Raw genomic sequence first — 13,060 nt, 5'->3', positions numbered from 1 at the left:
CATCCATGCCTAATTTAAGCCATCTAGCTAGGCTTATCTCATACCTCTATTGTCGGAGTTCAGGAACTATCTATGTCAAATATAAACACTACTCATTCTAAACTTACTAATCGTTATAGTCCTTGTCATTCTTTGGCGAAGGATGCTGTCAATCAAATAGATAAGTTAGAGCTAAAGGCGCAAGATATTGTCAAGGCAATGGGATATTCACAAAAGCACACTACCTTTGCCTGTGACCGTCTACGTCATGTATTGTCTAGCGAAATACTCGGATTGAATAACAATGAAGTTGATACGTACTTCACTGCGCACGAATTTTTAAGAGCCTTACTGATAGTACTGAATATACAATACGAGCCATTTGCAGGTGATATTGCTCAAATCGAATATAACTTAGCGCATTACGCTTATCCGTTACCAAGATATAGCTTAAGAGCCGATGTCGATTTTATATGGAGTGACGGCGCAAATTGGATGTCTCGTGGTGTCGCTAGCAGTAAAGCCAAGGTGTATCTACCTAAGGATATTGCTAAGATGAGTGACGCAGAGCGTGAGCTAGTTATTCAGAACTGTATGCGTGAGCACTATAAAAGGCATAATGGCAACTTGCCGTATAACGGAATTATAAAAGGGTATCTACTGACTATTAGACAGGGTGATGCGGTTGTAGATAAAGCGACTTTCAACTTACCAAACATGGCGGTGATCAACTAATTTATTCACTCCTACTAGAATATGAAACTCAGGTAGCTTGCAGGGTGTTAAGGTTTGTTATATCGGAGACTGTGCAGGGAAGGCTCTGCAGTCAAATAGTCTAAGCAAATCGATGTAACTGTCTCTAGCTGGCAACTATAAAAGATGAACACTAAATGGGGCAGATACAATATCGAGGAAAGGGTAATATTACTTAATCTTGAGTTAGCTAAAAAGCCCCTTCCCTGTTTAGAGTATATTATCGTGCATGAGTTATTACACTTTAAAGAACGACAGCATAGCGATAGATCTAGAGCTTCATTAGATACACACATATCCGACTAGAGATCGAGACATGATTCACTTAATCGCAAGCCTGTAGGTCAAGAGGACTGGCAACAGCGAGAGTAGTATTTTATTGTCTAATCAGATATATAGATTCGCTACTTTTAAGCTAGATAAATGATGTTCGTATATAAATGAAAATATTTACAGCTCTTGGCTGATACTCAAAATCCATTTTGTTTTTAACTAAGTTTAACGCTATAGAGAGATAACTTTACAAGCTGGCTTGAGGTTTGTCAGATGCCAACTACCTCATTAATGCAGTTATAAAAATATTAATATTACAAACTCATATATAGTATGACTGATTTTGATAGAATTCGAAAAAGGTTGCCAACACTTTACTATACATAGTGTTAACTACCTTTCTCTAGGGCATCTCCTCAATTCAAACGATAGTCGTCTAACTGGGTTAAAAATGGCTAAGTTTTGCCAAACATCGTCAAATAGCTGGTTAATATCTCGATATTATCTAGACTATTTTTCTCGTTTGACGGCAATTTATATCATTCTCAGCTCCATTTTTAAAATGAGGACACGCCCTAGTTAGATTTTACTTAGGTGAAGTCGTCAAAATTGGGGTTTGTACACATTGTTTGGAACAGTCTTAGTAATCAGCAATGCCTATTTGTTAATATTCAATACGCTTTAGTAAAAAGATAGAAAACAATCAACTGGATTGCAAAAATTAATGTGTTCAATCGCCTGCTGCGAACAACATCAATATACGCGGTAAAATATGCACCAAATATTTGTTTCCTAGACCCAAGAAACAATGTTACAATGTTTCTTGGGTCTAGGAAACAAAGGATTATTAAATGCATGCTAATTTAGAACCAACTATGGCAGAGCGACTTAAAGAACGTATGAAGGAAAAACGCTTAAGACAAATTGATATATCTAAAGCCATTGGCGCATCTCGAGGAACTGTATCTAAATGGCTATCAGGTGATGCTGAGCCCAACCACGAATATATGTTGCGTTTGGCAGAGGTTTTGGACGTTCATCCAGACTGGATCATAGAGGGTGATAATTACTACGCTACTTATGATGATCTAGATGCCATGGAAAATGCACTTAAAGAAGAAAATAGAGACAGGTACATTAATGATTTAAAACTTAAAAACAATATTCCTTATAGCATTAGATACCTAGAGGAGCTATATCATAATTTTTGTGAAGATCGTTTTAATGAGATGCAACAGAAAATACAACGAGACTATGAAGAAGATATGGAAACATTTGAAGAGTGGTCTAAAGAACCAGATGATTTAGGCTATCTTACGGAAAATCAAAGAAAATCAGCAAATTTTTTATCTAATATTGCAAAAGTAGCTGGTGCAGATATATATAAGACAATTTATGTTACTTTAGAGGATGATAGCATGTCCCCTATGATTCATCGCAAGGCTGAATGTGCCGTAGATACTGGTAAACAAACTATAAAAGACGGAAAAGTATATTATTTCAAACACGAATTGATTCACCGTATTAGAATACTTCATAAAAATCCCGATGGAGGACTACTAATTCGTAGTAAAAACAAAGAGTTTGGCGAAGAAACTATCAATACTAGCGATATAAGTAAAATAAAAATTCTTGGCTGGGTGTATTCATGGACTAATATAGACACATGGTAGATACTACCATTCTTACCTAACACTCAACTGAATAATATGAATTAGTTAACTGTTATTCACAATAATAGATCTTAAGTAAACTTAACGAAAACCACCTAATAGGTGGTTTTTTTACGTATGTATAATCAAACAAACTTTTGCCTACATTTTATAAGTTCTTTTCATTCATTTTTATTTGCTTCAAATATACATTGCGTAGCATTTTCATATGTTGTATATTGTGTTTATACATGTTTATACATGTTTATACATGTTTATTAATCACTATCGTCTAGCAGGAGATAATAATGGCTCAGAAAAAACCATGGTCGCAATACACTGATGAAGAGAAAAGGTCGATGAAAAACGCAGTTGTGAATGCGCCTGCCAGTACCCCGTTTTCTCCAAGTTATGCAGCCTGCTACATTGGAAAAACACCAAGTTCATTACAGTATATGCGCTGCCATAATTCAAACGGAATTGTATACAGTAAGGTTGGCGGGCATGTTATTTATAGAAAAAGGCATCTTGATGAGTACCTTGATAGATGTGAAAAGTCTTTTACAGCTCATTATTAGCTTAAAGGAGTCTGATAACGTATCAACACCCACCCTTCAATTTTCTTTTAAAGAGAATAGAAGTTTTACAGTTATGAACTATATAGTTCATATATCAAAGGAAAGATTATTATGACTAAGAGCAATCAAGATAGTGCAATAGCTTTTGATAAAGATCAAGAGGCCGCTGAGCTCGTTAACTCGGCAAAAGAAAACCTGTCCACTCTGCAAAGTGGACAGGTAAATCAAACGTTACTGACAGATGATCTTCGTAAATCATCTTCTGCTATTGTAGCAGAAGATATTCTTAGTACGCCAGCTATGAAATATGATAAAGGGTACATCAAGCAATGTATCGATGGCTTGTACTATGTTGTTGACAATAAAAATGGATCAAAGCCTAAGAAAGAACAGATTTGCTCCCCTATCAAAGTCGTAGCTCGTAGTCGAGATGTTAACAATTCACAATGGGGTATAGTTTTAGAGTGGTTAGACAAAGCAAATACGTTGCACACTTGGTCAGTACCGATAGAATTAATACAGAGCGATAGTCGTAAGTATCGTAGGGAGGTGGCTCGAAGAGGTTTAGTTGTATCCACGAAAAAGTATCTACAAGATGCTTTAGACTTTTACCTAAACAATCATCCAATTGAAAGCTTGTTTGTTTTTACTAATAAGGTTGGATGGCATAACAACGTTTTTGTTACGCCTGATAGAGTCTATGGAAAAACAAATGAAAAAATCATTTATCAACCAGAGAGTTCATTAAATCACGGATATAGTCAAAAAGGTACTCTAGAAGAGTGGCGAGAAAATTTGTGCTCTCCACTAGGTGCTCAAAGTAGATTAAATTTTGCTATCAGCTGTGCATTTACTGGTCCACTACTCAAAATCTTAGATATCGAAGGCGGTGGCTTTCATATGCTAGGTAAATCTAGCATTGGAAAATCACTTAGTTTATACGTAGCAGCTAGCGTTTGGGGCAAAAGAGGCTATGTTAAAAACTGGAATGCAACTAAAAATGCCGCTGAATACTTAGCAGCTATGTGCAACGATGGTATTTTAATTATGGATGAAATTAGTCAGGCTGAGAAAAACTCCTTAGAGGACATATTTTATATGCTTTCAAATGGAATGGGTAAAAGTAGGAGTACAGCTGATGGAGGTAATAGAGTCGTGAAAACTTGGCGTATCTTACTTTTATCAAGCGGTGAAGAAACACTACAGTCTATGCTCAGGCACTCTAACAAACGACATAACCCTGGTATGGAAGTCCGGTTATGTCATATTGATGCTGAAGCAGGAAAAAATTTAGGTATTTTCGATAGTTTGGTTTTAGCCACTACACCTGAAAAACAAGCAGATATACTAACAAAACTAACGAATCAGTATTATGGGACTGCTGGTACTAATTGGCTAAATTATATTACTCTAAATAAAGATTTCATAATCGCCGAAGCAAACCATATAATTGAAAAATTTATGCATGATTACAGTCATGTTAAATATCAGGCTTACAGAGTTGGCAAACGGCTTGCAGTTGTCGCTGCTGCTGGCGAGCTAGCTACAAAAGCCGGCATTACAGGTTGGCAGGCTGGACAAGCTTCGACTGCAGCAAAAACATGCTTTGACAACTAGATTGATAATTATGGGCATGATGGCAAACAAGAAGACCGAAAGATAATTGGTCAGATTGTTGGTTATCTGGAAAAATATGCAGGTAGTCGTTTCCAGATTGTTGGTAACTGTAGGCAAAAAATCAATAAACAATCTGGCTATTATAAAGAGGATGATGATCTCTATCTTTTTGGCACCGAAACATTCGAAGAGATATGCCTTCCTTATAGCAAACAACAAGTCCTTAATGTTCTAAAAGACCACGACTTAGTTAAGTACAATGAACCAAAACGAGTTACTTTGAAGCTCAACAATAAACATATTAAAATTGGTCGCGCTTATGCTGTTAGAGGTCAAATCTTGCGCTATGATATTTGATATATCTTAAGGTAGTGTTCAATATACTGCTAAGTGAATCATTAGTAAATACTAATACAGTATAAGCACTTAATTTTTTGATTCTCTAAGATTATATCTTAGAGAATCATTTTTGCTATCCGAAATAATTGTTTTAATTTTAGACATTTGTATTACCACCATGTCTTCTTCCCTATTCTTGTTTCCATAATATCTTTTTATTATTATCTATTACCATAGCCCTAATTATTTTATGATGATGACTTATAATAGCGTTTGTATATAGATTGCCGATTTGGTATATATTTCTATAAAAGGACTTTATAGATATCAATACTGATATTATGCATAAATATGCTAGGAACTTTGGGAACTTTGTAAAAACCTCACTTTCTCAAACTATGTATAAACTATGGGAAGCCTTTAATTTCCTACCTTATTAGAGATAATATAACTCTTTCCATCTCACGTAGGTAGTTCCCAAGATCTTCGCTCTAAAATGAGGAACTGAATAAAAAAATTGTGCCCCGTGGTTTATATTGGTGCAAAGTCGCGACTGCCAATATTTGAATTTCCGTCATTACAATGGTATAGCCAATACTTTATTTGCTTTAGTATCTGAACTCAGTTAATGTAAAAGCTCAATATAATTAAAATATTTAACCTTAATTAATAAATGATGAATATACTTCATGTGTAGAAGTATATCGAATACTTCAATAGCGTTATAAAGTTCTTAGAACTATCAGCTTAGAGTTGAAATACTTCTCTACCCTTAGTGACTTGAAGCTATGAGAACTTCAAATAGATTAGTTAGTTGAACCGTTTAAACTTAGAGTTTGCTTAACTAATCAATTATTCTCTACTCACAACCTCTAGTTTCACCTCATGCGCCATCAAAGCCTCTTGAGTGACCGCCAGAAACCTAACTTTCATATCATTCATATATGGCTGTAATACTGAGTCCTTAATAGTAATAGCAGACTGCTTTTCACGCTCTGCTATTTTATTTATCTCTAATAATTTCTGACTGTGCATAGCTTTTTTGGGCAAGATATACCCTGCTGATTCGATACGCTCAGCGATAACTTCCGCAAGTTGCAAGCCTGCTAAATCATAATCAGCAAAGACATACTTAGCGCAGGTCAAACTTGCTATCTCTGTTGCGACACTATAAATGTTTTTATCATCGTGTCCTCTGTAGATAAGCAATACCATTTCATTATTACTTACACCCTCTATTGAGCTTAAATGACCTTCAGTGAACTCAGTAAAAGATGCAAAGTTTTCAATCACTATAATTGTACCTATGTCCCAATTTAAAATATGGTTTATATGCACACCTAAATAAGACCGTAATGGTGTTGATTTATTAGCGAAGTGGTCTGTTGTCTGACTTAGCGTCTCTGCACTACCTAATAAGCGACATAGAACAAACCCCTGCGTTGGCGATCTACTCAATACTTTCTCGTCAGCCATTATGGTGCTATTCTCTAATCTTCCTTTTTGGGATAAATCTTCAATATCATCTGAAATAAGGTGAACGCCCGTTCCAGCTTTCACTAAATTAATAATTCTTTGCCAACCCATATCAGACAGGTATATTTTTTTGCCTGCTGAATATCCAATCGTCTTATCATGCTGACACAACATATAAAAAACATTGTCTTCATTACGATACGCGAATACCTTCGTGCGTTTTAGCAAACCATCACGTAAGGTTTTCAATGTTCGTTTTTGAGCTAACTTATTAGCAAGCCTTGGCTCCATATCATTTCCATACCTTATCCAAACTAGGTTCGTTATCTACTACTTTATATCTTATATAGCGCGCATCGAAAATACGTATGGTATTACAAAGCTCTGATGGTGTCTTGATCTTAAGGTACAGTTTCCATTGATAACCATCTTTGGTATGCACGATGGCATCGTCCCTAAAATTGCTTTTACAAATATGCATAACTAAGGCTAAAAACGATTTAAATTTGATAATACGATTGACTTCAAACCGCTCCCAAAATTGTCTGACAGAAAGATTCTTATTTATATCATCCGTATTGTTATATTTCATGAAGTCATACGCCCAGCGTTGTTCCGCGCTTAGTAGTGGCTTACTCGTATTGTCATTATTGACGTGTAATAAGGGATCATCATAATGATTACTCACACTATCTTTGAGTGCGCGTTTAGGTGGTGACATCTTATCAAGCAAGCCGAGCAATAGGAACTTATCCTCCTCTACGTCAACATTGGTTGGCTGACTCTCAACTGCCATGCCACCGAAGGCTAAGTTATAAGATACCAAGTCATCAAAACTTAATACCACATCTTTAGGATTATATTGGCCGTTACGGATATTCCGATGAAGTCGCCATAACATCTCGTTTTGACGTGTTTGTTCTTTCTTTAACTTATCAATGAGAGTGACGGTTTTATCTAGACTAATCGTTAACTCTTTAATACATTGATCGATAGTACCAAAAAGAAGGTTGTCTAGTATCATAGAAACTTTATAGTTACCGGCATGGCATTTATGCAACTCTTCTCGGCTAAGGCTTTGTACTTTTTCGATTTGTGAATTTATTTTTTGTGTGAGTGTGTCTAGTATTATGCGTTTTGATTTCAGGTTGAACGTGTTGTTTAATTCTGAATTAATCGTGAACTCGATGCTCGCCATCTCTTGGATAAGTGCATCAGCCAATTCATAACTATAATCTTCGATAGTATCTAAGAAACCTTGCTCATTACTCGCCTCATCAACCTCGTATGATGCATTTAGTGCAAGTTTACTATAATGCTCTATATTGCGTTTCCACTCTTCTATATCAGGCATTACGTGCAAACGATGGGATTTTTTTGCCATGATATCGAAGATGCGTCTCATCTCTTTACTAAGCGTTATGGTATCTAGCCCTTCTTGGATGACACCGCAATCACGTAGCGTTCGATAATGCTTGGTTGATTGACTGTCCTCAATAGATAACTCAGACAGATAAGCTTGTAATAACAAGTCGGCGCGGCTTTCGGTCGCTCGGCCTAAATCACGAATTTTTTCCTCGGTTAATTGTCCACCACGGCTCATAGATCAAGTCCCTGTTGAGTGTGTGTTTCACTCTCCTTTTCTAAGTAATTCTCATTGATAAACTCAATAATACGATTAATATACTCCATCTTTCCCGTTACTCGGTATACCTTTTTCTCAGGATTAACCAGGTAAAGAAGTTCGTCTTTTTGTAGTTTATTAAGTAACGCTCCCACTTGCTCATCGTTGGGTTTATTAACACTATTGGTAAACTCTGCCAATTTTTTTAAGCGTGTTGCAAACTCTTGATTGTCGTTAACAGTAATTACCAACTTATCCTGCTTTATTATTTTTCCCATATATAGGGTGTCGCCATCTTCATCAGCACTAGCCAGCGCTGTCAATATATTGATGATGGGATAAATATTGTAATGAATATCTTCGAATTCTTTGACAACTCTTTTTTTATCCGTCTCATCTACGGCAACGTTGATGCCAGCAAAGACGTCACCTTCGCTAAAGGTAGTTAACCTCATACCTAATGGTTCTAAAATAGCTGTCATACGCTCAAGGTTATCAGGCGTTTTTAACCAGTGATAACCCTCTTCGTCCGTAATGAGACAAATAAACTTGTTTTGTAAGAGTTTTCTAGCAATCGTCATCTCAATCATAAGTCAAAGACTCCGTGAGCTTCCATAATGGCTTCTTGAGTTAGGGAGGATAAGTCATCGGTTTGGGACAGTCTATAGGTATTACTTTTATCACGACTACAGGCAATATTATTGGTGAATAAAGGGATAACCGCATCGTCAACAACTTGAGGCGCGGCGCACATAGCAGAGACTTTCTGGCTCTTAAGCAGTTCTAATAGCTCTTGAGTATTTTGTGGATCAAGCACACCGATTTCATCAATAAATAGCTTGAGCTCAGTATTAGTAGCCGTTGAAATCATAGATAGTAAAGACAGGTAAATGATAAGTTGAGCAATGCGCATGGTACCGTTAGATGATAACGCTTTAAATGAATTGGTTTTCGTTGCAGTTCTTGGCGCTTGACCATGTTGCTTGACCATCAGATCCATTGAGAACTGCTGGGCAAATTTAACATTCAATTTATTCTGCCCAATAAAGTGCTGCACTTTATCTAGGCTGGCAAGTAAATACTCACTTGGCATAGGTTGATTAATGCGCTCAGACCCACGCCAATTATCATATGCTTCAGAAAAATCATCGAGCACTTTATACCACTCGTTATCTTTTATGCTTGAACTGATACTCATCTTAAACTCTTCGATTGCTAAGGCATTTAAGTTGTCACAAATATCGGAGCAGTTTTTATTAATATTTCGAGTAAACTTATTTAAGTTATTATCGGCGTTATCTAAGTCATGCTTGAAATTATTTATTTTTTCAGCTTCTACAATATAATGCCCAACGATCATCTCTTTTTTACTTTCATGTTCGTTGTTAATATAGTCCATAAAAAATCTAGACTGTAAAAACCAGTTTGTTTCTGTCGTTCTACCCATAATGTCAGATTGAGACAATAATGCTTGAAACATCGACTCATTATCAAAGAAGGGTTTTTTGATGGTATCAACCAGCTTAACCCCTTGCTTTATTGTAGTGTCTGCCAACTCTATGCTATTTTGTATACCGCGTAAGATGCGCTCTGTTTGCAAATGGACATCTTCTTCAAGTAAGCGACTTTCTGCTTCAGATGAGTAAGTATTCATATCGATTAAAGCAGAGTTTAATGTTAACTCTAGCTTCTTAAGGTGCGAGGTTAAATTGGTTTTATCTGCCTCTAACACACACAGTCTTTCGGCAGTCTTAGTTATTTTTGCTTGTAACTCACTTAGTAATTTCCCGGTCTCCGCAGCATATTTCTCATAAGCATGTTGCTGTGTAGTTAGGCTTTTCTCCAGCTCATTTTTCTTACTTTCAAGCTCTCCTAGCTCGGCATATTCTTTTTCAAGAAATACATGGTAATCATCAATGCGACGCTTTGCTCGTTCAGCAGTTAAAAGCTCCGAATCTAAAAATTCAATATCAGTATTCATGCTATTTATAATACTAGGGTCATAGCCTTCCTTTTCGACTGCCTGATTTTTACGTTCTGTCGCTTCAGCTAAGAGGGTTTTATACTGTTCTTTAGCTTTATCTGATTGGGTTTTTAAATCCTCTAAACGCGCCTGCTTTTCTTGGTTTAATTTATCACTATCAATCGTATGAGTCTCATCTAATGCACTCAACTGATTTTGCTCTTCTAAGTCTAGAGCCTCCAGTTCTGTATTGAGATTAGTTAGCTGATCAGCTAACATTTTTATTTGATTTTGAATCTCTGATATACGCTTTTTCCTCTCGTCTTCTGCTTGAATATGTAGATAGCTCGCATGATCCTCTAAAGCTTCAATTTCATTTTCTATTTTTTGCTCGGTAAGCTGTAATTGAGTTATCTCTTGACCATTTTGTTTTTTGCGTTTATTCAATTTATTGAGTGTATTCTCAAGTTCAGCCAACTCAGCATTGCTTGATTCTATCTGTTGCTCATGGCTCAATATTTCTTGGGCAATGTCAGCATGAGTACGGATATCTGGGGTTGGTATAGCATTAGTATTAAGCCTTAGACCGTACAAGCCCTCATGATCAATATCAACTACGCTATACTCTTCGCCATCTGCCAGCCAATCAGGGTTTAAGTCCGCTCGGTTTAACAGCGTAGGATGAATTGTTTTACGTATTTTATTAACGGAATGATACAGCTTGTCGTTTGCTTCGCTTTGAATCAAAAAGCTAAACAAGGTATCACCTTGTACTAAAGACTCTAAATGTGTCTTACTATCCTGATGCTTGTTAATTGTGGCATTAATGCGACGTTGTTGATTTAGCTGGCTATCTACCTCATCTCTTAGATTAACTTTTTCTTCTTGTCTTTTCTTTAAATTTGTCTGATTTTCTTTTAGCACAAGACGTAAGCTAGCTATTTCGCTAAGGTTGTTATCAATAGCATTTTTTGAGGACTGACTAAATGATAGATTGCTGGTCTCAGCTTGCTTAGTCGCTATCGCTATTTCAATTCGGCTAATCTTAGTTTTGAAGTTTTCACTTTGTATCCGAAATTGCGACTGTAAGCGTTGCTTCTCCTTAGACAATCTATTTTCTATGCTTCGTTGTTTTTCACTGAATTCAAAATCAGTCACGCCCTTGGTTTTATCGATTCTATTTACTGCCTCATCGTACGTTTTTTCAAGGTTGCGGACTTCATCTTTAAATATGGCTTGAATTTTCTCTAAGTTTGTTTCTGCTTCTTTTAATTGCTGTTGATAGACTTTCAAGGTCTGTTGTTTGTTGCTCTTTTGCGATTGCAAACTATCTATTTGCGCAACACGCTCTTTTAACTTAAACATAGGCTCATATTTATACTTATCTTGAGTTCCTTGTTCAAACGCCTCTTTTTTATTTTCAAGATTCACTATCTCATTTGCCGTTAGGTTAATATTCGAGCCTAGTTTACCTTTAGCCGAATACCACATGGTTTCTTTATCATGGGCTTCTCTTTCCACATTATTATATTGATTATCAAGCGCTTTATTTTCTTCATTCTTATCAATGACTTCATTACCAATCTTGGATAATAAGATCGAAGCTTTATGTCTTATGTCAGCAAGCTGCTGTTGATGAGCAATATTGTCACTTAAAGATTGGATTAATGTCTCAAATTTTGGTTTAAGCGCCTCTATTTGCTGCCACGTTTCGCGCTGACGCACCCATTTGGCGGTATCAATATTCACCGCATCTAACTTCAGCTCATCACTACTTAGCATGTCCTGCGTTTTCATAGCTTCTACTAAAAAAGCACATATATCATCAAATTCCAGCTGAGTCTGAAAAACATTATTAACAATAGGCGAAAAACCAAAAAATGTGGCGTGTGGATCTGACGTAAGGGCATAATCAGGACGATATTTCGCAATGGTTCTACGAGCTTGTGCAGATGTTATTTTTAAGCGTTTCATTGGGCAGTTGCTAATAATCGCTTCATACTCTAGCTGACTGATATTACTTGAGACCTGTAGTCCTTGCGACTTAATAGCGTGCATGACCTCTGAGCTTGTTTTAAAGTAGAGCTCATCATTTCTTTTACCGATAAACCAATCATCTTTATAACTACTATTTATGAAGTTAAATATCTGCTTTTTATCCTGACTGCTTAAAATGACACAACGTGATTGACCATCTCGTACGTATTCATAAACGATATAGCTATTATCATAAGGTAGATAAAACTCAATAAAGCTTTTATTTACTTCAGACTTTCTGGCAATAGCACTCAAAGGTACGCCATAAAATGGAGCAACAGCTCCCATTAGAGTCGTTTTACCAGCGGAGTTATGCCCTGTTAAAATACAGTTGTTATCAACATTTAATAGATGCGCTTGACCTTTTAGATAGCTATTAATCAATGCTACACGGAGTAATCGATTAGGTGATTGCTTTTGTGTGTTTGACTGGGTAATAGGCACATATTGATTAACTTGTGTATTATCTGAGAGAACGTTATAACTAGATGCTGATTGAGAAAAAGTATTCAAAGGGAAATCCTCTATGTCTTTCACTTATTAAAGTTTTGATGTTATTTAACTTGTCTTTTTTAGATATAAAATTGTATAAATACTATGTACTCAATAATAGACTTATGACGATTATTTTGCCATAGGTACAGTAATGTTCTTTATAAGCTAGAGGTTTATTTATTTGAAATCTATTAAACTCAAAGTTTTAATACATCATACAGTCAGTATCTCAAAGTACTAAGCAGCCTAACTGGCTGGCTCGTTCCTAAACCAC

General features: G+C 36.2%; 9 protein-coding genes. 5 read left to right on the top strand and 4 right to left on the bottom strand.

What is annotated here, in order from left to right:
* Positions 1-72 precede the first annotated feature (72 nt).
* The 5 genes from JMW61_RS09930 to JMW61_RS09910 all read left to right on the top strand — a co-directional run bounded on the left by JMW61_RS09930 (position 73) and on the right by JMW61_RS09910 (position 4,852).
* Positions 73-714 carry a hypothetical protein gene (locus tag JMW61_RS09930; protein WP_201550915.1) on the top strand — a complete coding sequence of 214 codons (642 nt, stop codon included), beginning with the start codon at positions 73-75 and terminating at the stop codon, positions 712-714.
* 144 nt (positions 715-858) lie between these two features.
* Positions 859-1,038 carry a YgjP-like metallopeptidase domain-containing protein gene (locus tag JMW61_RS14405; protein WP_201550913.1) on the top strand — a complete coding sequence of 60 codons (180 nt, stop codon included), beginning with the start codon at positions 859-861 and terminating at the stop codon, positions 1,036-1,038.
* A gap of 818 nt (positions 1,039-1,856) precedes the next feature.
* Positions 1,857-2,678 carry an XRE family transcriptional regulator gene (locus JMW61_RS09920; protein ID WP_201550911.1) on the top strand — a complete coding sequence of 274 codons (822 nt, stop codon included), beginning with the start codon at positions 1,857-1,859 and terminating at the stop codon, positions 2,676-2,678.
* 287 nt (positions 2,679-2,965) lie between these two features.
* Complete coding sequence (locus tag JMW61_RS09915; protein WP_201550909.1) at positions 2,966-3,235, top strand: MerR family transcriptional regulator; 270 nt, start codon at positions 2,966-2,968, stop codon at positions 3,233-3,235.
* Between the two features lie 111 nt (positions 3,236-3,346).
* A complete protein-coding gene (locus JMW61_RS09910) occupies positions 3,347-4,852 on the top strand; it encodes a DUF927 domain-containing protein (RefSeq protein WP_201550907.1) in 1,506 nt (501 codons plus the stop codon).
* A 1,191-nt stretch (positions 4,853-6,043) separates the two neighbouring features.
* Here the strand turns inward: JMW61_RS09910 and JMW61_RS09905 are convergent.
* The 4 genes from JMW61_RS09905 to JMW61_RS09890 are packed head-to-tail and all read right to left on the bottom strand — an operon-like array spanning position 6,044 to position 12,804.
* Entirely contained in the window at positions 6,044-6,958 is a 915-nt protein-coding gene (locus JMW61_RS09905; RefSeq protein ID WP_201550905.1) for a DUF7281 domain-containing protein, read from the bottom strand.
* A 1-nt stretch (position 6,959) separates the two neighbouring features.
* Positions 6,960-8,270, bottom strand: a complete 1,311-nt coding sequence (locus tag JMW61_RS09900; protein ID WP_201550903.1) for a hypothetical protein — start codon at positions 8,268-8,270, stop codon at positions 6,960-6,962.
* Positions 8,267-8,881, bottom strand: a complete 615-nt coding sequence (locus tag JMW61_RS09895) for a hypothetical protein (RefSeq protein WP_194196733.1) — start codon at positions 8,879-8,881, stop codon at positions 8,267-8,269. Before JMW61_RS09895 ends, JMW61_RS09900 begins: the two co-directional genes overlap by 4 nt.
* Positions 8,878-12,804 carry an ATP-binding protein gene (locus JMW61_RS09890; protein ID WP_201550902.1) on the bottom strand — a complete coding sequence of 1,309 codons (3,927 nt, stop codon included), beginning with the start codon at positions 12,802-12,804 and terminating at the stop codon, positions 8,878-8,880. Before JMW61_RS09890 ends, JMW61_RS09895 begins: the two co-directional genes overlap by 4 nt.
* Between the last annotated feature and the right edge of the window lie 256 nt (positions 12,805-13,060).

It is taken from the genome of Psychrobacter fjordensis (assembly GCF_904845995.1).
In the GTDB taxonomy this organism is placed as follows: Bacteria; Pseudomonadota; Gammaproteobacteria; order Pseudomonadales; family Moraxellaceae; genus Psychrobacter; species Psychrobacter fjordensis.
This window is presented reverse-complemented; position numbering and strand designations above follow the sequence as displayed.

Coding starts and splice junctions, on each gene's coding strand:
- JMW61_RS09930 (WP_201550915.1), top strand. CDS start 73: ATGTCAAATATAAACACTACTCATTCTAAACTTACTAATCGTTATAGT.
- JMW61_RS14405 (WP_201550913.1), top strand. CDS start 859: ATGAACACTAAATGGGGCAGATACAATATCGAGGAAAGGGTAATATTA.
- JMW61_RS09920 (WP_201550911.1), top strand. CDS start 1,857: ATGCATGCTAATTTAGAACCAACTATGGCAGAGCGACTTAAAGAACGT.
- JMW61_RS09915 (WP_201550909.1), top strand. CDS start 2,966: ATGGCTCAGAAAAAACCATGGTCGCAATACACTGATGAAGAGAAAAGG.
- JMW61_RS09910 (WP_201550907.1), top strand. CDS start 3,347: ATGACTAAGAGCAATCAAGATAGTGCAATAGCTTTTGATAAAGATCAA.
- JMW61_RS09905 (WP_201550905.1), bottom strand. CDS start 6,958: ATGGAGCCAAGGCTTGCTAATAAGTTAGCTCAAAAACGAACATTGAAA.
- JMW61_RS09900 (WP_201550903.1), bottom strand. CDS start 8,270: ATGAGCCGTGGTGGACAATTAACCGAGGAAAAAATTCGTGATTTAGGC.
- JMW61_RS09895 (WP_194196733.1), bottom strand. CDS start 8,881: ATGATTGAGATGACGATTGCTAGAAAACTCTTACAAAACAAGTTTATT.